Here is an 18,159-nt window from a genome sequence, read left to right as displayed (position 1 = left end):
GATGGGTCAAAAGGTTAATCCAATTGGTCTTCGTGTCGGCGTTATCCGTGACTGGGAATCTCGTTGGTTCGCTGAGAAAGATTACGCTACATTATTACATGAAGACATCAAAATCCGTGAGTACATTAATGTACGCTTAAAAGATTCTGCTGTTGCTAAAGTAGAAATCGAACGTGCAGCAAATCGTGTAAATGTTACAATTCACACAGCAAAACCTGGTATGGTAATTGGTAAAGGTGGTACTGAAGTTGAAGCACTTCGTAAAGCTCTTAACCAATTAACAGGCAAGCGTGTACACATCAACATTTTAGAAGTTAAGAGAGCTGATCTTAACGCTAAATTAGTAGGCGAAAACATTGCTCGTCAATTAGAAAACCGTGTATCATTCCGTCGTGCACAAAAGCAAGTTATTCAACGTGCTATGCGTGCAGGTGCTAAAGGTATTAAAACACAGGTTTCTGGTCGTCTTGGCGGAGCTGATATCGCTCGTGCAGAATCTTACAGTGAAGGAACTGTTCCACTTCATACACTTCGCGCTGATATTGACTATGCAGCAGTTGAAGCTGATACAACATACGGTAAATTAGGCGTAAAAGTATGGATCTACCGTGGAGAAGTCCTTCCTACAAAAAAGAAAGCTTCTGAGGAAGGAGGAAAATAATATGTTAATGCCAAAACGCGTAAAATATCGTAGAGAGCATCGTGGTAAAATGCGTGGTCGTGCAAAAGGTGGAACTGAAATTGCTTTCGGTGAATTCGGTTTACAAGCACAAGCTGCTTCATGGATTACAAACCGTCAAATCGAAGCTGCTCGTCGTGCAATGACTCGTTACATGAAACGTGGCGGTAAAGTATGGATTAAAATTTTCCCTTCTAAACCTTACACTGCAAAACCTCTAGAAGTACGTATGGGTTCCGGTAAAGGGGCACCAGAAGGCTGGGTAGCAGTAGTAAAACCTGGGAAAATTATGTTCGAAATCGCGGGTGTATCTGAAGAGGTAGCACGCGAAGCATTACGTCTTGCAGCTCACAAGTTACCTGTGAAATGTAAATTCGTAAAACGTGAAGAAAATGGTGGTGAATCTAATGAAAACTAATGATATTCGTGAATTAACCACTGCCGAAATCGAAACAAAAGTTAAAGCTTTAAAGGAAGAGTTGTTTAATCTTCGCTTCCAACTTGCTACAGGACAATTAGAGAATCCAACTCGCATTCGTGAAGTGCGTAAAGCAATTGCTCGTATGAAAACTGTAGTTCGTGAAAGAGAGATCGGAATTAATCGATAAATTGAGGGGAGGTTTGCATAGTGAGCGAACGTAACCAACGCAAAGTTTATACTGGTCGTGTAGTGTCTGACAAAATGGACAAAACGATTACAGTTTTAGTTGAAACTTACAAAACTCATTCCTTGTACGGAAAACGTGTTAAGTATTCTAAGAAGTACAAAGCCCATGATGAGCAAAACCAAGCGAAACTTGGCGATATCGTTAAAATCATGGAAACTCGCCCGCTTTCTGCTACTAAGCGTTTCCGTTTAGTTGAAATCGTTGAAGAAGCGGTTATTATCTAAATAGACGAATCGGAATTTTTAGTCCGAAGGGAGGTTTCATAACATGATCCAACAAGAATCTCGTTTGAAAGTTGCTGACAACTCTGGTGCACGTGAACTTTTAACAATTAAAGTATTAGGCGGCTCTGGTCGTAAATATGCTAACATTGGTGACATTATCGTTGCTACGGTAAAACAAGCAACACCAGGTGGCGTTGTTAAAAAAGGTGACGTTGTTAAAGCAGTAGTAGTACGTACGAAGAGTGGAGCTCGTCGTCCGGACGGTTCTTACATCAAATTTGATGAAAACGCAGCGGTTATCATTAAAGACGATAAGAGCCCACGTGGTACTCGTATCTTCGGACCAGTAGCTCGTGAATTACGTGATAGCAACTTCATGAAGATCGTTTCTTTAGCTCCAGAAGTTCTATAATTTAAGGTATTGCCTTGCTAAGGAGGTGCAGAATTAAGATGCATGTAAAAAAAGGTGATAAAGTACAGGTAATCACTGGTAAAGACAAAGGAAAACAAGGCGTTATCCTTGTGGCTTTTCCAAAGCAAAACCGTGTTATCGTTGAGGGTGTCAATATCGTTAAGAAGCACTCTAAGCCATCTCAATTAAATCCACAAGGTGGAATTATTACTAAAGAAGCACCTATTCACGTTTCTAACGTTATGATTTTAGATCCGAAAACAGGTGAACCTACTCGTGTAGGCTTCAAAGTAGAAGATGGTAAAAAAGTTCGTATTGCAAAAAAATCTGGTGAATTATTAGATAAATAATTTTCTTAAGAAAGGAGGTCACTTCATTGAATCGCCTTAAAGAGAAGTTCCAAAAGGAAATTACTCCTGCTCTAGTGAGCAAGTTTAACTATAAATCTGTAATGCAGGTACCAAAAATCGAAAAGATCGTAATCAACACTGGTGTTGGTGACGCGGTATCTAACTCAAAAGCGTTAGACAACGCAGTAGAAGAATTAACACAAATCACAGGTCAAAAACCTGTTGTAACTCGTGCTAAAAAATCAATCGCTGGTTTCCGTCTTCGTGAAGGTATGCCAATCGGTGCGAAAGTAACTTTACGCGGCGAGCAAATGTATGAGTTCTTCGACAAATTAGTATCAGTTTCTTTACCACGTGTACGTGATTTCCGTGGTGTTTCTAAGAAATCATTCGATGGTCGTGGAAACTACACATTAGGTGTTAAAGAGCAACTTATTTTCCCTGAGATTGATTATGATAAAGTAAGCAAAGTCCGCGGTATGGACATCGTAATCGTTACTACAGCGAAAACTGATGAAGAAGCTCGTGAACTGTTAACACAATTCGGTATGCCATTCCAAAAATAATGGAAGCCAACGCTAAGTAGAGGAGGCGAAAACGTGGCTAAAAAATCTATGATAGCGAAACAAAAGCGTACTCCTAAGTTTAAAGTACAAGAGTATACACGTTGCGAACGCTGCGGTCGTCCGCATTCTGTATACCGCAAATTTAAACTTTGCCGTATTTGTTTCCGTGAACTTGCATATAAAGGTCAAATTCCTGGTGTTAAAAAAGCTAGTTGGTAAAACCCACAAATGGGAAGGAGGTAAAACACATGGTGATGACAGATCCAATTGCAGACATGCTTACTCGCATCCGTAATGCGAACATGGTACGTCATGAGAAATTAGAGGTTCCTGCTTCTAAAATCAAAAAAGAGATCGCTGAACTTTTAAAACGTGAAGGTTTCATTCGTGATGTAGAATACATCGAGGATAACAAACAAGGTATCCTTCGTATTTTCCTGAAATATGGTGCAAACAATGAACGTGTAATCACTGGATTAAAACGTATCAGTAAACCTGGCTTACGCGTTTACGCTAAAGCTGACGAAGTACCACGTGTACTTAACGGATTAGGTATCGCTCTTGTTTCTACATCTAAGGGAGTAATGACAGACAAAGACGCTCGTCAATTACAAACTGGTGGAGAAGTAGTAGCATACGTTTGGTAATATATATTTAAAACGAACGGAGGTGTGACCACATGTCTCGTATTGGTAAAAAGATTCTTGAAATCCCTGCAGGTGTTACTATTACAGTTGCAGAAGACAATACTGTAACAGTAAAAGGCCCTAAAGGTGAATTAACTCGTACTTTCAATGCTGATATGCTTATCAAAATTGAAGAGAATACATTAACAGTTGAGCGTCCATCTGAACAGAAGGAACACCGTGCATTACACGGTACAACTCGTGCTTTAATCGGAAACATGGTTGAAGGTGTAACTGAAGGTTTCGCACGCGGACTTGAATTAGTCGGTGTTGGTTACCGTGCTCAAAAACAAGGTGATAAACTTGTATTAAGCGTAGGTTATTCTCATCCAGTAGAAATGACTCCGGAAGCAGGTCTTGAAGTTGAAGTACCTGCACCAACTAAGATCGTAATCAAAGGTATCGACAAGCAACGTGTTGGCGAATTCGCTGCTAACATCCGTGCTGTACGTGCTCCTGAGCCTTACAAAGGTAAAGGTATTCGTTACGAAGGCGAAGTTGTTCGTCGTAAAGAAGGTAAAACTGCTAAGTAAACCCGTTAGGTGAGAGAAAGGAGTGACAAGAATGATCACTAAAGCTGATAAAAATGCGACTCGTAAGAAAAGACATGCACGTGTACGTGCTAAACTTACTGGTACTGCAGAGCGTCCACGTTTAAACGTGTTCCGTTCTAACCAACATATTTACGCTCAAGTTATTGATGATGTGAATGGTGTAACGTTAGTAAGTGCATCTACTCTTGATAAAGACCTTGCTCTTAACGGTACTAGCAATATTGAAGCTGCTACGAAAGTTGGAGAATCAGTTGCTAAGCGTGCTGTAGAGAAAGGCGTTAAAGAAGTAGTATTTGATCGCGGTGGTTACTTATACCATGGCCGTGTTAAAGCTCTAGCTGAAGCTGCTCGTGAGGCTGGATTACAATTTTAATGGTCAAAGGAGGGAAAATTGATGCATCGCATTGACCCAAGTAAATTAGAACTTGAAGAACGTGTAGTTACGATAAATCGTGTCGCGAAAGTTGTTAAGGGTGGTCGTCGTTTCCGCTTTGCTGCACTAGTTGTAGTTGGCGATAAAAACGGTCATGTTGGATTCGGTACTGGTAAAGCACAAGAGGTACCAGACGCAATCCGCAAAGCTATCGAAGACGCTAAGAAAAACTTAATCGCTGTACCATTAGTTGGTACAACAATTCCACACACAATCAACGGTCATTTTGGAGCTGGTGAAGTATTCTTAAAGCCTGCTGCTGAGGGTACTGGTGTTATTGCTGGTGGACCTGTTCGTGCGGTCCTTGAATTAGCAGGTGTACAAGATATTCTTTCGAAATCTCTTGGTTCTAACACACCAATCAACATGATTCGCGCTACTGTGAACGGATTAAGCGAACTTAAGCGCGCTGAAGATGTTGCAAAATTACGCGGTAAATCTGTAGAAGAGCTACTAGGTTAAGGAGGGAAAACAAATGGCGAAAAAGTTAGAAATTACCCTCACTCGTAGTGTAATTGGTCGTCCACAAGATCAACGTGCGACGGTAGAAGCTTTAGGTCTTAAAAAGTTGAATTCAACTGTAGTTAAGGAAGAAACTCCTGCTATTCTTGGTATGATCAACAAAGTTTCTCACCTTGTAACTGTAAAAGAAGCTTAAGGATAACTCATTAATATAAGGAGGTGCCTGGGAATGAAACTTCATGAATTAAAACCTGCAGAAGGTTCTCGTAAAGTACGTAACCGTGTCGGTCGTGGTATCGGTTCTGGTAACGGTAAAACTGCTGGTAAAGGTCATAAAGGACAAAACGCACGTTCTGGCGGCGGTGTTCGTCTTGGCTTCGAAGGTGGTCAAACTCCATTATTCCGTCGTTTACCAAAACGCGGCTTCACAAACATTAACCGTAAAGAGTTTGCTATTGTAAACTTATCAACGTTAAATCGTTTTGAAGATGGTACAGAAGTAACACCTGAATTATTGCTGGAAACTGGCGTTATCAGCAAATTAAACGACGGTGTTAAAATTCTTGCAAGCGGCGCAGTAGAGAAAAAACTAACTGTTAAAGCGCACAAGTTCTCTTCAAGTGCTAAAGAAGCAATTGAAGCAGCTGGCGGATCAGTTGAGGTGATCTAATGTTTCGTACAATCTCCAACTTTATGCGCGTTGCTGAGATAAGACGTAAAATATTATTCACTTTAGCGATGTTAATCGTATTCAGGATTGGCACGTTTATCCCCGTGCCATTTACAAATGGAGACGTACTGAAGGCACAAGATCAATTAAATGCTTTAGGTATTCTAAATACATTTGGCGGTGGAGCCTTGAAAAACTTCTCCATCTTTGCGATGGGAATCATGCCGTATATTACAGCATCCATCATCGTGCAATTATTGCAGATGGATGTTGTTCCTAAATTTTCGGAATGGGCGAAGCAAGGTGAAATGGGCCGTCGTAAACTAACGCAATTCACGCGTTATTTTACAATTGTTCTTGCGTTTATTCAGGGGTTTGGTATGTCAATCGGTTTTAACGGTATGGTAGGTGGACAATTAATTTTGAATCCTGGTTGGAGCACTTATTTATACATTGCTACGGTACTGACTGCTGGTACTGCATTTTTAATGTGGTTAGGTGAACAGATTACAGCTAAAGGTGTAGGTAATGGTATTTCCATTCTTATCTTTGGTGGCATTGCCGCAGCGATCCCAAGTGTTATATCTCAAGTGTATCAGCAACAGTTTCAAAATATCGGAGATCAATTGTTCATGAGTATCGTTAAAGTTGCATTGATTTTACTAGCTGTGCTAGCAGTTATTGTGGGTGTTATTTTCATTCAACAGGCTGTTAGGAAGATCCCAATTCAATATGCGAAGCGTGTAACAGGAGGAAATGGTGGTTATGCTGGAGCACAAAACACACATTTACCGCTTAAGGTAAATAGTGCCGGTGTTATTCCAGTAATTTTTGCTGTTTCATTCTTAATTACTCCTCCGACTATTGCACAGTTCTTCCCGAAACATGATGTATCGCAGTGGATTATTGCAAACTTTAACTATTCTCACCCAGTGGGAATGATCATATATGTTGCGCTCATTGTAGCCTTCACATATTTCTATGCGTTTGTTCAGGTTAATCCAGAGCAAATGTCAGAGAATCTAAACAAACAAGGTGGATATGTTCCAGGTATTCGTCCGGGTAAGAATACAGAACAATATCTAACAAAAATCTTGTATCGTTTGACCTTTGTAGGATCAATTTTCCTAGCAGCGATTGCAATCTTACCAGTTATCTTTACGAAGCTGGGAAATCTTCCTCCATCTGCACAGATCGGTGGAACGAGTATGTTAATCGTTGTCGGCGTTGCTTTAGAAACAATGAAGCAACTAGAAAGCCAACTGGTAAAACGCCATTACAAAGGGTTTATCAAGCAGTGAGTAAGTGGGAAGTATTGTCTTCCCTACATGCTCATGTACTCTGAGGGGGAACAAGGATGAACTTAATTTTAATGGGGCTTCCTGGTGCTGGTAAAGGTACACAAGCCGAACAGATTGTTGCCAAGTATAACATCCCTCACATCTCAACAGGAGATATGTTCCGTGCAGCTATGAAGGCTGAAACTGAAATGGGTTTACAAGCAAAATCCTTTATTGATAAAGGGGCACTTGTTCCAGATGAAGTTACAATCGGAATCGTTCGTGAACGTTTAAGTCAAGAAGACTGCGTAAGAGGCTTCTTATTAGACGGTTTCCCACGAACTGTTGCACAAGCATCAGCTCTTGAAGAGATTATGAAAGATCTTGGCAAAAAAATCGACTATGTTTTAAACATTAATGTGGATTCAGGATTGTTATTAAAACGCCTTACAGGCCGTCGCATTTGTAAAGAGTGCGGTGCGACTTACCACTTAGAATTCAATCCGCCAGCAAAAGCTGACGTGTGCGATAAATGTGGTGGCGAGTTATATCAACGCTCTGATGACAATGAAGAAACTGTAGCAAATCGCTTAGATGTAAATATTAAGCAAACTAAACCTTTGCTTGATTTCTACGAGGAGCTTGGTTACCTACAAAGCATTAATGGTGAGCAAGATATCAATAAAGTATTTGCTGATATCGATGTTCTCATCGGAGGCTTAGCGTAATGATAATCTGCAAAACTCCTCGCGAGATAGAAATCATGCGAGAAGCGGGCAGGATCGTTGCTTTGACTCATCAAGAGTTAAAACAGCACATTACTCCAGGAATTACAACGAAAGAGCTCGATCAAATAGCGGAAAAGACGATTCAAAAATATGGTGCTACGCCATCTTTTAAAGGATACAACGGATTTCCGGGGAGCATATGTGCTTCTGTAAATGAAGAGCTTGTACACGGAATTCCAGGGAAGCGCAAGCTCAAAGAGGGCGATATCATCAGTATCGATATTGGTGCGAAATACAATGGGTACCATGGAGATTCTGCATGGACGTATCCAGTTGGAAACATTTCTGAATCTGTTCAAAAGCTACTTGATGTCACAGAAAAATCGTTGTATCTTGGTCTAGAACAAGTAAAACCAGGCGAGAGATTATCAAATATCTCACATGCGGTTCAAACCCATGCTGAAGAGAATGGATTCTCGATCGTTAGGGAGTATGTTGGTCACGGAATCGGGCAAGACTTACATGAGGACCCTCAAATCCCGCACTATGGTCCACCAAATAGAGGCCCTAGATTAAAGCCGGGAATGGTCATCTGTGTTGAGCCGATGGTGAATCAAGGAAGACGATATGTAAAAACACTATCTGATGACTGGACAGTGGTAACGGTAGATGGTAAATGGTGTGCCCATTTTGAGCACACGATTGCTCTTACAGAAGCAGGATACGAAATCCTTACCACTTTATAAGTAGCTGGCTCTCCGGGATTTCAGAGCAGTGTAAAATGTTACTGATTTGAAGAAGGGAGAACTATTGAATGGCTAAAGATGATGTAATTGAAGTCGAAGGTACCGTTCTTGAAACGTTGCCAAATGCTATGTTCAAAGTAGAATTAGAGAATGGGCATGTCGTATTGGCTCACGTTTCTGGTAAAATCCGTATGAACTTCATTCGTATTTTACCAGGAGACAAAGTTACGGTAGAATTATCTCCGTACGATTTAAATCGTGGTCGTATTACGTACCGTTTTAAATAATATAGCACTCCGTAATCTTTAAGGAGGTTCGAGACATGAAAGTAAGACCGTCAGTTAAACCAATCTGCGAAAAATGTAAAGTTATTCGTAGACGTGGAAAAGTAATGGTTATTTGTGAAAACCCTAAACATAAACAAAAACAAGGTTAATCAGAAGGAGGTGCATTCGGAATGGCACGTATCGCAGGTGTAGATATTCCTCGTGACAAACGCGTTGTTATTTCTTTAACTTACGTATTCGGCATTGGTCGCACAACTGCTGAAAAAATTCTTGCTGAAGCTGGTGTTTCTGAAGAAACACGAGTTCGTGATTTAACGGAAGACGAATTAGGACGTATCCGTGATATCATCGATCGTATTAAAGTTGAGGGAGACCTTCGTCGTGAAGTATCTCTTAACATCAAACGTCTAATGGAGATCGGTTCTTACCGTGGTCTTCGTCACCGTCGTGGTTTACCAGTTCGTGGTCAAAACTCTAAAAACAATGCTCGTACACGTAAAGGTCCACGTCGTACAGTAGCAAATAAAAAGAAATAATAAGTAAAGGAGGTTGAACTAACAATGGCACGTAAAACAAACACTCGTAAAAAACGTGTGAAAAAGAATATTGAAGCTGGTGTAGCTCATATTCGTTCTACTTTCAACAACACAATCGTAACACTTACAGATACTCACGGTAACGCGCTTTCTTGGTCTAGTGCTGGTGCACTTGGTTTCCGTGGATCTCGTAAATCTACTCCATTCGCTGCGCAAATGGCTGCTGAAACTGCTGCTAAAGCTGCAATGGAGCACGGTTTAAAAACTTTAGAGGTTACTGTTAAAGGTCCTGGTGCTGGTCGTGAAGCTGCAATTCGTGCTCTTCAAGCTGCAGGTCTAGAAGTAACAGCAATTAGAGATGTTACTCCAGTTCCTCATAATGGATGTCGTCCACCAAAACGTCGTCGTGTGTAATTTTTCTGTATAGAATTTTCCCTTTTGTCTATAATGGATATGATGCATTATCGAGAAATTTCGTACAGAAACATCGCTTGTTGTGCACAATCGGGAACTGCCTAAGGGGGACTTTCGGTTAGACAGAGGTTATACCTTTGTTTAACCGGGGTTTCGACGTTTTGAAGGAGGGTTTAGTTAATGATTGAAATCGAAAAGCCGAAAATCGAAACGGTTGAACTTAACGAAGATGCTAAATATGGTAAATTCGTAATTGAACCGCTTGAGCGTGGATATGGTACTACGTTGGGTAACTCCTTACGTCGTATTCTTTTATCTTCACTCCCTGGTGCCGCTGTTACTGCTATCCAAATCGATGGCGTATTACATGAATTTTCAACAGTTGAGGGCGTAGTAGAAGACGTTACAACGATCATCTTAAACTTGAAAAAGTTAGCTCTTAAAATCTACTCTGAAGAAGAGAAGACGTTGGAAATTGATGTGCAGGGCGAAGGTATTGTCACAGCTGCTGATATTACTCACGATAGTGATGTAGAAATCTTAAATCCAGATTTACACATTGCAACGTTAGCAAAAGATGCGCATTTCCGCGTGCGTTTAACTGCAAAGCGTGGCCGTGGGTATACGCCAGCTGATGCAAATAAAAGCGAAGATCAACCAATAGGAGTAATTCCTATTGATTCTATTTATACTCCAGTATCACGTGTGACTTACCAAGTGGAAAAGACACGTGTCGGACAAGTGGCTAATTATGATAAGCTTACGCTTGATGTATGGACGGATGGAAGCATCGGGCCAAAAGAAGCTATCTCTTTAGGTGCCAAAATCTTAACTGAGCATTTAAATATCTTTGTTGGTTTAACTGATGAAGCACAAAATGCTGAGATTATGGTCGAGAAGGAAGAAGATCAAAAAGAGAAAGTTCTTGAGATGACTATCGAAGAACTAGACCTTTCTGTTCGTTCTTATAATTGCCTAAAACGTGCAGGAATTAATACTGTACAAGAGCTTGCGAACAAAACAGAAGAAGATATGATGAAAGTTCGTAACTTAGGACGTAAATCCTTAGAAGAAGTTAAACATAAACTTGAGGAATTAGGTTTAGGTTTACGTAAAGACGACTGAGGATTTAAACCCATCAACAAAGGAGGGAACTACGAATGGCATACAGAAAATTAGGCCGTACAAGTGCGCAACGTAAAGCTATGTTACGTGACTTAGCTACTGATTTAATTATCAACGAGCGCATCCAAACGACAGAAACTCGTGCAAAAGAACTTCGTTCTGTAGTGGAAAAAATGATCACTTTAGGTAAACGCGGAGATCTTCATGCTCGTCGTCAAGCAGCAGCTTTCATTCGCAATGAAGTAGCTAACGCTGAGACTGGTCAAGATGCACTTCAAAAACTATTCGCTGATGTAGCTCCACGCTATGCTGAGCGCCAAGGCGGATACACTCGTATTGCAAAAATTGGTCCACGTCGCGGAGACGCAGCACCAATGGTAATTATCGAGTTAGTATAATGATAATTAAAAGGGCAGGACAGTTCTTTTCAAGAAACTGGTCATGGCCCTTTTTTTTAAATATAAAAATAGGCTTACTTGGCGAAGGAAAGGGTGCCTTGTATTGAAAAAAGAGAAACTTCGGACAGAAAATATATCATTTCAATATCCTGGTGCAGCCACTTATGCATTAAAAGATGTTTCATTCTCCTTATATGAAGGAGAATGGGTATCTGTTATTGGACAAAACGGTTCTGGGAAGTCTACACTTGCAAAATTATTGAATGGTTTGTTTTTGCCGGAAGCAGGGACAATTACAGTAAATGATACAATGGTTTTGTCAGAGGAAACGGTATGGGATGTTCGAAAACAAATTGGAATGGTATTTCAAAATCCAGATAATCAATTTGTTGGAACAACAGTGCAAGATGACGTTGTCTTTGGTTTAGAGAATATCGGAATGCCAAGAGAGCAAATGGTAGAAAGATTAGATCAGGCCTTACGACTAGTCCGTATGGAAGATTTTCTTAATGATGAGCCACATTCGTTATCTGGTGGGCAAAAGCAGCGAGTAGCAATAGCAGGCGTTTTAGCACTTCAGCCGTCTATTTTGATATTAGATGAAGCAACGTCAATGCTAGACCCTCAAGGGAGACGTGAAGTGGTAGAAACGGTTAGACAACTTGTTAATGAAAAAGGTATTACCGTGTTATCAATTACGCACGATTTAGAAGAAGCGGCACAGTCAGACCGTGTCATTATTTTAAATAAGGGAGAGATATTAGAGGAAGGGACTCCAGAACAAATTTTCAAGTCCTCTCATATGCTCCAAGAAATTGGATTAGATGTACCATTTTCAGTGAAAATAGCAGAATTATTAAAAAGAAATGAAATTCTCTTGCAAAATACGCATCTTACAATGGAAAGCTTGGTGAACGAACTTTGGAGATTACATTCCAAAAAGTAGAACATCGTTATCAATATAAAACTCCATTTGAAAGACGCGCACTTTATGATGTAGACGTGTCGTTTCCAAGTGGGGGCTATTATGCCATTATCGGTCATACTGGTTCAGGTAAGTCGACGATGATTCAACATTTAAATGGTTTATTGCAGCCGACAAATGGCACAGTTCAAATTGGTGAACATTTCATTTCGGCAGGAAAGAAAGAAAAAAAGCTAAAGTCACTACGTAAAAAGGTAGGTGTTGTCTTTCAATTCCCAGAACATCAGTTGTTTGAAGAGACTGTGGAGAAAGATATTTGCTTCGGACCTACTAATTTTGGTGTATCTGTAGAAGAAGCGAAGCAAAAGGCAAGAGAGGCAATTCAACTTGTAGGGTTAGAACCAGAACTGTTAGTACGTTCACCATTTGAGTTAAGTGGTGGGCAAATGAGGCGTGTTGCGATAGCAGGCGTATTAGCGATGGAACCCGAAGTGCTCGTATTAGATGAACCTACAGCAGGACTAGATCCAAAAGGGCAAAATGAACTTATGGAGATGTTTTATAAGCTACATAAGGAGAAAGGCCTTACAGTTATCCTTGTAACGCATAATATGGAGGATGCTGCTAAATATGCCGAGCAGATTGTAGTCATGCATAAAGGAACGGTCTTTTTGCAAGGAAGTGCAGAGGAAGTATTTTCACATGCTGATGAACTAGAGAAAATTGGTGTGGATCTTCCTATGTCTTTAAAGTATAAACGTGCAATTGAAGAGAAGTTTGGCATTTCAATCCCAAAGGCTACCTTATCTTTAGAGGATCTTACTCATGAAGTTGTGCAGGTGTTACGAAAAGGTGGTCATGAATCATGCAGCAGTTGATTATTGGAAGATATATTCCAGGGAATTCTCTTATTCATCAACTTGATCCACCTACGAAGCTGCTGATTGTCTTTTTATATGTATTTGTTGTTTTCTTAGCAAATAATGCGATTTCATATGGATTTTTATTTTTATATGCACTCATTGCTTTATTTTTTGCAAAAGTGCCGATTCGTTATGTACTTTCGGGCTTAAAACCAATTCTATGGATTTTTCTTTTTACATTTTTCCTGCATATTTTAACAAATAAAGAAGGGGAAGTACTATTCCAGCTTGGTTGGTTTTCGATACATGAAAAAGGATTAGAGCAAGGAATATACATTTCTATACGATTCTTCGTTATTATTTTAATGACGACATTATTAACGTTAACGACGACACCCATTGAGATTACAGATGGTTTGGAGACGTTATTAAAGCCGTTGAAGCGTATAAAAGTTCCTGTTCATGAAATCGCATTAATGATGTCAATTTCTCTTCGTTTTATCCCGACATTAATGGATGAAACGAGTAAAATAATGAAGGCACAATCGTCACGTGGTATTGATTTTGCAGGGGGACCGATAAAAGATAGGATGAAAGCTATCATTTCACTACTCGTTCCTCTATTTATCAGTGCTTTTAAGCGTGCAGAAGACTTAGCAATTGCTATGGAAGCCCGTGGATATCAAAGTGGCGAAGGACGTACTAAATTTAGGCAACTACGCTGGAAAACAAGCGATACTGTAACGATTATAAGCTTACTTTGTTTAGCTTGTATTTTGGCATGGGTGCGATCGTAATGGAGAATAAAGAAATGGATAGAATAAAATGTACGGTTGCATATGATGGCATGCATTTTTGTGGTTATCAAATTCAACCGCAGCATCGTACTGTTCAACAAGAAATAGAGAAAGCTTTACAGAAATTGCATAAAGGGGAACTTGTTCGTGTTCAGGCATCGGGCAGAACAGATTCTACTGTTCATGCTAAAGGACAAGTGATACACTTTGATACACCGTTGTCTCTTGAAGAGTGGCAATGGAGCAATGCATTAAACACTATGTTACCAGATGATATTGTTATCACACAGGTAGAGAAAAAAACAGAAGAATTTCACGCACGTTACGGTGTCGAGAGAAAAGAATATCGTTATCGTGTATTATTATCAAAGACTGCGGATGTATTCCGTAGAAATTACGTATATCAATATCCATATCCGCTCGAAATAAATGCTATAAGAAAAGCGATCCCTTATTTTATTGGAACGCATGATTTCACTTCTTTTTGTTCGGCAAAAACTGACAAAAAAGATAAAGTGAGAACAATTTATGAAATCGAGCTAATTGAGCAGGACGACGAATTAATTTTTCGTTTTGTAGGTAATGGATTTTTATATAATATGGTCAGGATTATTGTTGGTACGTTACTGAGCGTAGGGCAAGGAAAGCTTGATCCGGATAGCATTCCAGAGATTTTAGCGAAACAAAATCGTCAGTTTGCTGGAAAGATGGCTCCTGGTCATGGGCTTTATTTATGGCAGGTAAACTATAACAACTAATCCTGGTGTAACATTTGCTTGACATTAGAAACTCAAAAGTATATCATAACATATGGTATTGTTTCTAAAACCACGATTAGCCCCGGAAGGAAATCGTGTTTAAGATAAACAATAGATTTTTTCTATGGAAAAGATAACGAGGAGGGAAACACATGCGTACGACTTTTATGGCAAAAGCTAACGAAGTTGAGCGTAAATGGTATGTGGTTGATGCTGAAGGTCAAACTTTAGGTCGCCTTGCTAGTGAAGTAGCATCCATTTTACGTGGTAAAAACAAACCTACATTTACACCACACGTTGACACGGGTGATCATGTAATTATTATTAACGCTGAGAAAATTCATTTAACAGGTAATAAATTAAACGATAAAATTTACTACCGTCACACTAACCACCCAGGTGGACTTAAACAAAGAACAGCTCTTGAAATGCGTACAAACTACCCTGTACAAATGTTAGAGCTTGCAATTAAAGGCATGCTTCCAAAAGGACGCTTAGGCCGTCAAGTTTCTAAGAAACTAAACGTGTATGCTGGAGCAGAGCATCCACACCAAGCACAAAAACCAGAAGTTTACGAACTTCGCGGATAATCAATTAAAGGAGGGCTTACTTTGGCACAGGTTCAATACTATGGCACTGGACGTCGTAAGAGTTCAGTAGCGCGCGTACGCCTAGTTCCAGGCGAAGGACGCGTTATCATTAACGGTCGTGATTTTGAAAACTATATCCCATTTGCTGCATTACGTGAAGTAGTGAAACAACCTCTAGTTGCAACAGAAACTTTAGGTAACTACGATGTACTTGTAAACGTAAATGGTGGTGGATACACTGGTCAAGCTGGTGCTATTCGTCACGGTATTTCTCGCGCTTTATTAAAAGCTGATCCAGAATACCGTCTAACACTAAAACGTGCAGGTCTATTAACTCGTGACGCACGTATGAAAGAGCGTAAAAAATACGGTCTTAAAGGCGCACGTCGTGCACCTCAGTTCTCAAAACGTTAATTTTTGCGAACTACAAACCCCAACCATTTTGGTTGGGGTTTTTTATGTTTCATTCCTCTTTTGAAATTTTTGTAGTTTGGAATATTTTAGTGCTATCCTCTCGCGTATGCTTCTTCTTTAGAAGTTTAGACTAATACGTATTAGGGAGGTTTATAAGTACTATGAATGTCATTGTCAGCTTACAAGAAAAACAAAAAGAAAAGCAGTTGAAATATGAGCGGAAGATGCTGCGGGAATTATCATTAAAAACATTACGTTCAAATATTAGAGATGCCTTTCAGATGCAGGAACTTCATCGTCAGTATGAAGATTACTGCATTGAATTAGGGATAGAATCGTATTTATTAGGAGCGAGATATAGTAAATTTGGTTATTATGGCGAATCGCTCTTTGATGTGAAATATAGGGCCTTAGAAGAAGAGCAACAATTAACGGAAACACTATTTCAATTTTTAACGAGCATGACTATGCGGGAGATTAAGTTACAAGATGAGGAATTACTTTTTGAATCTTGCCAGCAGTTTATCGGCTTATGGTGGCAGGAAGGATATGAAAAAGGTGAAAGAAGATATCGATTAAAGCTTCATTAAGACAAGCATAAACTTTCCTCTTGTCCCATATAAGTAATTAGAGGGACTAGCTGGAGGAGGAAAGGTATGAAGAGAATTCGAATTATCTCTTTTGCACTCGCTGCGGTTATTTTGTTTTTTTTAGTCAAACAAGAATTTCAAATTACAAAATCGTGGCGAGCTTGGAATTTACCCTTATCAGGGAAAGTAATCGTATTAGATGCTGGGCATGGTGGACCAGACGGAGGGGCTGTTGGTGGCAAGGATATTGTAGAAAAAGATATTACGCTTGAGATTACAAAGAAGGTGCAAGATTATTTACAAGAGCAAGGTGCACTAGTTATTTTAACGCGTGAGGGAGATTATGATTTAGCCCAGAAAGATACAAAGTCATATAGTAGACGTAAAGCAGAAGATTTAAAAAAACGTGTAGAGATTATTAATAAACCCGATGTAGATTTTTTTGCAAGTATCCATTTAAATGCTTTAACTAGTAGTGGATCAAAGGGCGCACAAACGTTCTATTACCGTTCTTCAATTGAAAATGAACGTGCTGCAAAATTTATACAAGCTGAGTTGAGAACGAGTTTAGAGAATACAAATCGTTCTGCTAAAACAATTTCTCATGTGTATTTATTAAAGTATGCGAAAAACCCAGGTGCTTTAATTGAAGCTGGCTTTTTATCGAATGTAAATGAAAGGTATATGTTAAATTCGGAGAAATATCAGCAAAAGGTAGCAGCTGCAGTATATCGTGGTATATTACGTTATTTCACGGAAAAAGGAAATCCTCCAGAATAAGGAGGATTTTTTTGCGTTTCTCTCGTTAACGAAGTTTTCCGAAAATATGTTATACTGGAAATGTAAACGCATTTATTTCAAAAGTAAAGAGAGATATATTTAATTAACATTATGTTATTTTTCATACAGGGGGCTGGGCTAATTATGGTAACGAAAGAGCAAGTAGTGGAAGCGTTAGAAGGGATTGTAGATCCGTTTTTACATAAAACGTTAAAAGAAACAGGGGCAATTAAAGAGGTAACAGTCAAGCCTGAGAAGGAACATGTAAGTGTTAAAATTGCAATCGTAAAAACTGGTACCGCGGAACAAATGCAATTGCAATCTGGAATTGTAAAGTTAGTAAAAGAACTAGGAGCAGCAACAGTAGGGCTTCGCTTTGCAGAATTTACAGAAGAAGAATTAGCTCAGTTTGCACCAGAACAAGAAGAAGAGCAAACTGAATCTTTATTGTCACCAAATTCGAAAACGACATTTTTAGCAGTGGCGAGTGGAAAAGGTGGAGTAGGGAAATCAACAGTTTCTGTTAACCTTGCTATTGCTTTAGCTCGTCTAGGGAAAAAAGTTGGTATCATTGATGCTGATATTTATGGTTTTAGCGTACCTGATATGATGGGGATAGAAAAACGCCCTGTAGTAAGAGGAGATAAAATCATTCCAGTGGAGCGTCTAGGTGTAAAGGTAATCTCAATGGGATTCTTTGTAGAAGATAATGCACCGGTTATTTGGAGAGGGCCTATGCTCGGGAAAATGTTAAATCACTTCTTTACGGAAGTAGAGTGGGGCGATTTAGATTATTTAGTTTTAGATTTACCACCAGGTACAGGTGATGTTGCGCTAGACTTACATTCGATGTTGCCGGCTTGTAAAGAGATTATTGTCACAACACCGCATCCAACAGCGGCATTTGTAGCAGCACGTGCTGGAGCAATGGCTTTACGTACAGAACATAGTATTCTTGGTGTTGTTGAAAATATGGCTTATTTTGAAAGTAAAACAACTGGCGAAAAAGAATATGTGTTTGGAAGAGGTGGTGGAGATAAACTAGCTACAGAACTTCAAACAGAAGTACTTGGCCGAATCCCGCTTCAACAACCTGATTGGAATAAAGAAGATTTTGCGCCGTCAGTATATGAAGATACGCATACGACAGGTCTTATTTATCGCACAATAGCTGAAGCGGTAATTGATAAAACAACTGTTGCGCAAAAATAAAATAATAATGAG

The 18,159-nt window shown here is 39.6% G+C and carries 32 protein-coding genes; all 32 read left to right on the top strand.

All coding sequences use genetic code 11. The features are described from left to right. Position 1 precedes the first annotated feature (1 nt). Entirely contained in the window at positions 2 to 661 is a 660-nt protein-coding gene (gene rpsC / locus QCI73_RS27105) for a 30S ribosomal protein S3 (protein ID WP_000529956.1), read from the top strand. A 1-nt stretch (position 662) separates the two neighbouring features. Further along, positions 663 to 1,097: a 50S ribosomal protein L16 gene (rplP, locus tag QCI73_RS27100; protein ID WP_000928969.1), complete on the top strand. Its 435-nt coding sequence runs from the start codon at positions 663 to 665 to the stop codon at positions 1,095 to 1,097. Beyond that, positions 1,087 to 1,287 carry a 50S ribosomal protein L29 gene (rpmC, locus tag QCI73_RS27095; protein WP_000855718.1) on the top strand — a complete coding sequence of 67 codons (201 nt, stop codon included), beginning with the start codon at positions 1,087 to 1,089 and terminating at the stop codon, positions 1,285 to 1,287. The genes rplP and rpmC overlap by 11 nt, the downstream gene beginning before the upstream one ends. A 20-nt stretch (positions 1,288 to 1,307) precedes the next feature. Then, positions 1,308 to 1,571 carry a 30S ribosomal protein S17 gene (gene rpsQ, locus QCI73_RS27090; protein ID WP_000004106.1) on the top strand — a complete coding sequence of 88 codons (264 nt, stop codon included), beginning with the start codon at positions 1,308 to 1,310 and terminating at the stop codon, positions 1,569 to 1,571. 43 nt (positions 1,572 to 1,614) lie between these two features. Then, positions 1,615 to 1,983: a 50S ribosomal protein L14 gene (rplN, locus tag QCI73_RS27085; RefSeq protein ID WP_000615912.1), complete on the top strand. Its 369-nt coding sequence runs from the start codon at positions 1,615 to 1,617 to the stop codon at positions 1,981 to 1,983. 38 nt (positions 1,984 to 2,021) lie between these two features. Further along, on the top strand, positions 2,022 to 2,333 hold the full coding sequence (gene rplX, locus QCI73_RS27080; RefSeq protein ID WP_000558200.1) for a 50S ribosomal protein L24: 312 nt from the start codon (positions 2,022 to 2,024) through the stop codon (positions 2,331 to 2,333). Positions 2,334 to 2,359: 26 nt separating this feature from the next. Continuing rightward, positions 2,360 to 2,899, top strand: coding sequence for a 50S ribosomal protein L5 (rplE, locus tag QCI73_RS27075; protein WP_001080831.1), 540 nt, complete (start codon positions 2,360 to 2,362; stop codon positions 2,897 to 2,899). 33 nt (positions 2,900 to 2,932) lie between these two features. Beyond that, the gene (gene rpsN, locus QCI73_RS27070; RefSeq protein WP_001085700.1) at positions 2,933 to 3,118 is read left to right on the top strand and encodes a 30S ribosomal protein S14; all 186 of its coding nucleotides are present in this window, start codon (positions 2,933 to 2,935) and stop codon (positions 3,116 to 3,118) included. 29 nt (positions 3,119 to 3,147) lie between these two features. Next, positions 3,148 to 3,546, top strand: coding sequence for a 30S ribosomal protein S8 (gene rpsH / locus QCI73_RS27065; RefSeq protein ID WP_000245511.1), 399 nt, complete (start codon positions 3,148 to 3,150; stop codon positions 3,544 to 3,546). A gap of 32 nt (positions 3,547 to 3,578) precedes the next feature. After that, positions 3,579 to 4,118 carry a 50S ribosomal protein L6 gene (gene rplF, locus QCI73_RS27060; RefSeq protein ID WP_000086558.1) on the top strand — a complete coding sequence of 180 codons (540 nt, stop codon included), beginning with the start codon at positions 3,579 to 3,581 and terminating at the stop codon, positions 4,116 to 4,118. A gap of 31 nt (positions 4,119 to 4,149) precedes the next feature. Further along, complete coding sequence (gene rplR / locus QCI73_RS27055; protein WP_000628816.1) at positions 4,150 to 4,512, top strand: 50S ribosomal protein L18; 363 nt, start codon at positions 4,150 to 4,152, stop codon at positions 4,510 to 4,512. Between the two features lie 21 nt (positions 4,513 to 4,533). Beyond that, complete coding sequence (rpsE, locus tag QCI73_RS27050) at positions 4,534 to 5,034, top strand: 30S ribosomal protein S5 (protein WP_000554646.1); 501 nt, start codon at positions 4,534 to 4,536, stop codon at positions 5,032 to 5,034. A gap of 13 nt (positions 5,035 to 5,047) precedes the next feature. Continuing rightward, positions 5,048 to 5,230 carry a 50S ribosomal protein L30 gene (gene rpmD / locus QCI73_RS27045; protein ID WP_001085234.1) on the top strand — a complete coding sequence of 61 codons (183 nt, stop codon included), beginning with the start codon at positions 5,048 to 5,050 and terminating at the stop codon, positions 5,228 to 5,230. 33 nt (positions 5,231 to 5,263) lie between these two features. Beyond that, entirely contained in the window at positions 5,264 to 5,704 is a 441-nt protein-coding gene (rplO, locus tag QCI73_RS27040; protein WP_000766080.1) for a 50S ribosomal protein L15, read from the top strand. Further along, a complete protein-coding gene (gene secY / locus QCI73_RS27035) occupies positions 5,704 to 7,005 on the top strand; it encodes a preprotein translocase subunit SecY (RefSeq protein ID WP_000490114.1) in 1,302 nt (433 codons plus the stop codon). The genes rplO and secY overlap by 1 nt, the downstream gene beginning before the upstream one ends. Positions 7,006 to 7,061: 56 nt before the next feature. Next, on the top strand, positions 7,062 to 7,712 hold the full coding sequence (locus tag QCI73_RS27030; protein ID WP_001048996.1) for an adenylate kinase: 651 nt from the start codon (positions 7,062 to 7,064) through the stop codon (positions 7,710 to 7,712). Next, a complete protein-coding gene (map, locus tag QCI73_RS27025; RefSeq protein ID WP_000582539.1) occupies positions 7,712 to 8,458 on the top strand; it encodes a type I methionyl aminopeptidase in 747 nt (248 codons plus the stop codon). Before QCI73_RS27030 ends, map begins: the two co-directional genes overlap by 1 nt. A gap of 68 nt (positions 8,459 to 8,526) precedes the next feature. Continuing rightward, entirely contained in the window at positions 8,527 to 8,745 is a 219-nt protein-coding gene (infA, locus tag QCI73_RS27020) for a translation initiation factor IF-1 (RefSeq protein WP_001029884.1), read from the top strand. Positions 8,746 to 8,780: 35 nt separating this feature from the next. Next, on the top strand, positions 8,781 to 8,894 hold the full coding sequence (gene rpmJ, locus QCI73_RS27015) for a 50S ribosomal protein L36 (RefSeq protein WP_000868344.1): 114 nt from the start codon (positions 8,781 to 8,783) through the stop codon (positions 8,892 to 8,894). Between the two features lie 21 nt (positions 8,895 to 8,915). Further along, complete coding sequence (gene rpsM / locus QCI73_RS27010; RefSeq protein ID WP_000090789.1) at positions 8,916 to 9,281, top strand: 30S ribosomal protein S13; 366 nt, start codon at positions 8,916 to 8,918, stop codon at positions 9,279 to 9,281. Positions 9,282 to 9,305: 24 nt separating this feature from the next. Continuing rightward, entirely contained in the window at positions 9,306 to 9,695 is a 390-nt protein-coding gene (rpsK, locus tag QCI73_RS27005) for a 30S ribosomal protein S11 (RefSeq protein ID WP_000101799.1), read from the top strand. A gap of 180 nt (positions 9,696 to 9,875) precedes the next feature. Beyond that, positions 9,876 to 10,820: a DNA-directed RNA polymerase subunit alpha gene (locus QCI73_RS27000; RefSeq protein WP_000569643.1), complete on the top strand. Its 945-nt coding sequence runs from the start codon at positions 9,876 to 9,878 to the stop codon at positions 10,818 to 10,820. A gap of 35 nt (positions 10,821 to 10,855) precedes the next feature. Next, positions 10,856 to 11,218, top strand: coding sequence for a 50S ribosomal protein L17 (gene rplQ, locus QCI73_RS26995; protein WP_000331490.1), 363 nt, complete (start codon positions 10,856 to 10,858; stop codon positions 11,216 to 11,218). A gap of 103 nt (positions 11,219 to 11,321) precedes the next feature. Then, positions 11,322 to 12,164: an energy-coupling factor ABC transporter ATP-binding protein gene (locus QCI73_RS26990; protein WP_000711783.1), complete on the top strand. Its 843-nt coding sequence runs from the start codon at positions 11,322 to 11,324 to the stop codon at positions 12,162 to 12,164. Next, on the top strand, positions 12,140 to 13,021 hold the full coding sequence (locus QCI73_RS26985) for an energy-coupling factor ABC transporter ATP-binding protein (protein ID WP_200730753.1): 882 nt from the start codon (positions 12,140 to 12,142) through the stop codon (positions 13,019 to 13,021). The genes QCI73_RS26990 and QCI73_RS26985 overlap by 25 nt, the downstream gene beginning before the upstream one ends. Continuing rightward, positions 13,009 to 13,803, top strand: coding sequence for an energy-coupling factor transporter transmembrane component T family protein (locus tag QCI73_RS26980; protein WP_200730754.1), 795 nt, complete (start codon positions 13,009 to 13,011; stop codon positions 13,801 to 13,803). The genes QCI73_RS26985 and QCI73_RS26980 overlap by 13 nt, the downstream gene beginning before the upstream one ends. A 14-nt stretch (positions 13,804 to 13,817) precedes the next feature. Further along, complete coding sequence (gene truA / locus QCI73_RS26975) at positions 13,818 to 14,561, top strand: tRNA pseudouridine(38-40) synthase TruA (RefSeq protein ID WP_002163776.1); 744 nt, start codon at positions 13,818 to 13,820, stop codon at positions 14,559 to 14,561. Between the two features lie 152 nt (positions 14,562 to 14,713). Beyond that, entirely contained in the window at positions 14,714 to 15,151 is a 438-nt protein-coding gene (gene rplM, locus QCI73_RS26970; RefSeq protein WP_001260793.1) for a 50S ribosomal protein L13, read from the top strand. A 21-nt stretch (positions 15,152 to 15,172) separates the two neighbouring features. Further along, positions 15,173 to 15,565, top strand: a complete 393-nt coding sequence (rpsI, locus tag QCI73_RS26965) for a 30S ribosomal protein S9 (RefSeq protein WP_000079986.1) — start codon at positions 15,173 to 15,175, stop codon at positions 15,563 to 15,565. 161 nt (positions 15,566 to 15,726) lie between these two features. After that, on the top strand, positions 15,727 to 16,155 hold the full coding sequence (locus QCI73_RS26960; RefSeq protein ID WP_149176131.1) for a DUF2521 family protein: 429 nt from the start codon (positions 15,727 to 15,729) through the stop codon (positions 16,153 to 16,155). Between the two features lie 66 nt (positions 16,156 to 16,221). Continuing rightward, positions 16,222 to 16,935 (top strand): N-acetylmuramoyl-L-alanine amidase CwlD, encoded by a 714-nt coding sequence (gene cwlD, locus QCI73_RS26955; protein ID WP_000822435.1) that lies wholly within the window; start codon positions 16,222 to 16,224, stop codon positions 16,933 to 16,935. 144 nt (positions 16,936 to 17,079) lie between these two features. After that, positions 17,080 to 18,147 carry an Mrp/NBP35 family ATP-binding protein gene (locus QCI73_RS26950; RefSeq protein ID WP_000256607.1) on the top strand — a complete coding sequence of 356 codons (1,068 nt, stop codon included), beginning with the start codon at positions 17,080 to 17,082 and terminating at the stop codon, positions 18,145 to 18,147. Positions 18,148 to 18,159: the final 12 nt, after the last annotated feature.

The organism is Bacillus cereus group sp. MG16, assembly GCF_040459875.1.
GTDB lineage: Bacteria > Bacillota > Bacilli > Bacillales > Bacillaceae_G > Bacillus_A > Bacillus_A paranthracis.
Note: the sequence above shows the minus strand (reverse complement) of the source record. Positions and strands in the feature narration are given on the sequence as shown.

What these genes read in the sequence shown, in the direction of transcription:
- rpmC (WP_000855718.1), top strand. Translation starts at nt 1,087, where the DNA reads ATGAAAACTAATGATATTCGTGAATTAACCACTGCCGAAATCGAAACA.
- rpmD (WP_001085234.1), top strand. Translation starts at nt 5,048, where the DNA reads ATGGCGAAAAAGTTAGAAATTACCCTCACTCGTAGTGTAATTGGTCGT.
- rplR (WP_000628816.1), top strand. Translation starts at nt 4,150, where the DNA reads ATGATCACTAAAGCTGATAAAAATGCGACTCGTAAGAAAAGACATGCA.
- infA (WP_001029884.1), top strand. Translation starts at nt 8,527, where the DNA reads ATGGCTAAAGATGATGTAATTGAAGTCGAAGGTACCGTTCTTGAAACG.
- rplN (WP_000615912.1), top strand. Translation starts at nt 1,615, where the DNA reads ATGATCCAACAAGAATCTCGTTTGAAAGTTGCTGACAACTCTGGTGCA.
- rplX (WP_000558200.1), top strand. Translation starts at nt 2,022, where the DNA reads ATGCATGTAAAAAAAGGTGATAAAGTACAGGTAATCACTGGTAAAGAC.
- rplM (WP_001260793.1), top strand. Translation starts at nt 14,714, where the DNA reads ATGCGTACGACTTTTATGGCAAAAGCTAACGAAGTTGAGCGTAAATGG.
- rpsK (WP_000101799.1), top strand. Translation starts at nt 9,306, where the DNA reads ATGGCACGTAAAACAAACACTCGTAAAAAACGTGTGAAAAAGAATATT.
- cwlD (WP_000822435.1), top strand. Translation starts at nt 16,222, where the DNA reads ATGAAGAGAATTCGAATTATCTCTTTTGCACTCGCTGCGGTTATTTTG.
- QCI73_RS26980 (WP_200730754.1), top strand. Translation starts at nt 13,009, where the DNA reads ATGCAGCAGTTGATTATTGGAAGATATATTCCAGGGAATTCTCTTATT.
- map (WP_000582539.1), top strand. Translation starts at nt 7,712, where the DNA reads ATGATAATCTGCAAAACTCCTCGCGAGATAGAAATCATGCGAGAAGCG.
- rpsC (WP_000529956.1), top strand. Translation starts at nt 2, where the DNA reads ATGGGTCAAAAGGTTAATCCAATTGGTCTTCGTGTCGGCGTTATCCGT.
- QCI73_RS26960 (WP_149176131.1), top strand. Translation starts at nt 15,727, where the DNA reads ATGAATGTCATTGTCAGCTTACAAGAAAAACAAAAAGAAAAGCAGTTG.
- QCI73_RS26950 (WP_000256607.1), top strand. Translation starts at nt 17,080, where the DNA reads ATGGTAACGAAAGAGCAAGTAGTGGAAGCGTTAGAAGGGATTGTAGAT.
- QCI73_RS27030 (WP_001048996.1), top strand. Translation starts at nt 7,062, where the DNA reads ATGAACTTAATTTTAATGGGGCTTCCTGGTGCTGGTAAAGGTACACAA.
- QCI73_RS27000 (WP_000569643.1), top strand. Translation starts at nt 9,876, where the DNA reads ATGATTGAAATCGAAAAGCCGAAAATCGAAACGGTTGAACTTAACGAA.
- rpsM (WP_000090789.1), top strand. Translation starts at nt 8,916, where the DNA reads ATGGCACGTATCGCAGGTGTAGATATTCCTCGTGACAAACGCGTTGTT.
- truA (WP_002163776.1), top strand. Translation starts at nt 13,818, where the DNA reads ATGGATAGAATAAAATGTACGGTTGCATATGATGGCATGCATTTTTGT.
- rplF (WP_000086558.1), top strand. Translation starts at nt 3,579, where the DNA reads ATGTCTCGTATTGGTAAAAAGATTCTTGAAATCCCTGCAGGTGTTACT.
- rplO (WP_000766080.1), top strand. Translation starts at nt 5,264, where the DNA reads ATGAAACTTCATGAATTAAAACCTGCAGAAGGTTCTCGTAAAGTACGT.
- rpsE (WP_000554646.1), top strand. Translation starts at nt 4,534, where the DNA reads ATGCATCGCATTGACCCAAGTAAATTAGAACTTGAAGAACGTGTAGTT.
- rpsH (WP_000245511.1), top strand. Translation starts at nt 3,148, where the DNA reads ATGGTGATGACAGATCCAATTGCAGACATGCTTACTCGCATCCGTAAT.
- rpmJ (WP_000868344.1), top strand. Translation starts at nt 8,781, where the DNA reads ATGAAAGTAAGACCGTCAGTTAAACCAATCTGCGAAAAATGTAAAGTT.
- secY (WP_000490114.1), top strand. Translation starts at nt 5,704, where the DNA reads ATGTTTCGTACAATCTCCAACTTTATGCGCGTTGCTGAGATAAGACGT.
- rplQ (WP_000331490.1), top strand. Translation starts at nt 10,856, where the DNA reads ATGGCATACAGAAAATTAGGCCGTACAAGTGCGCAACGTAAAGCTATG.
- rplP (WP_000928969.1), top strand. Translation starts at nt 663, where the DNA reads ATGTTAATGCCAAAACGCGTAAAATATCGTAGAGAGCATCGTGGTAAA.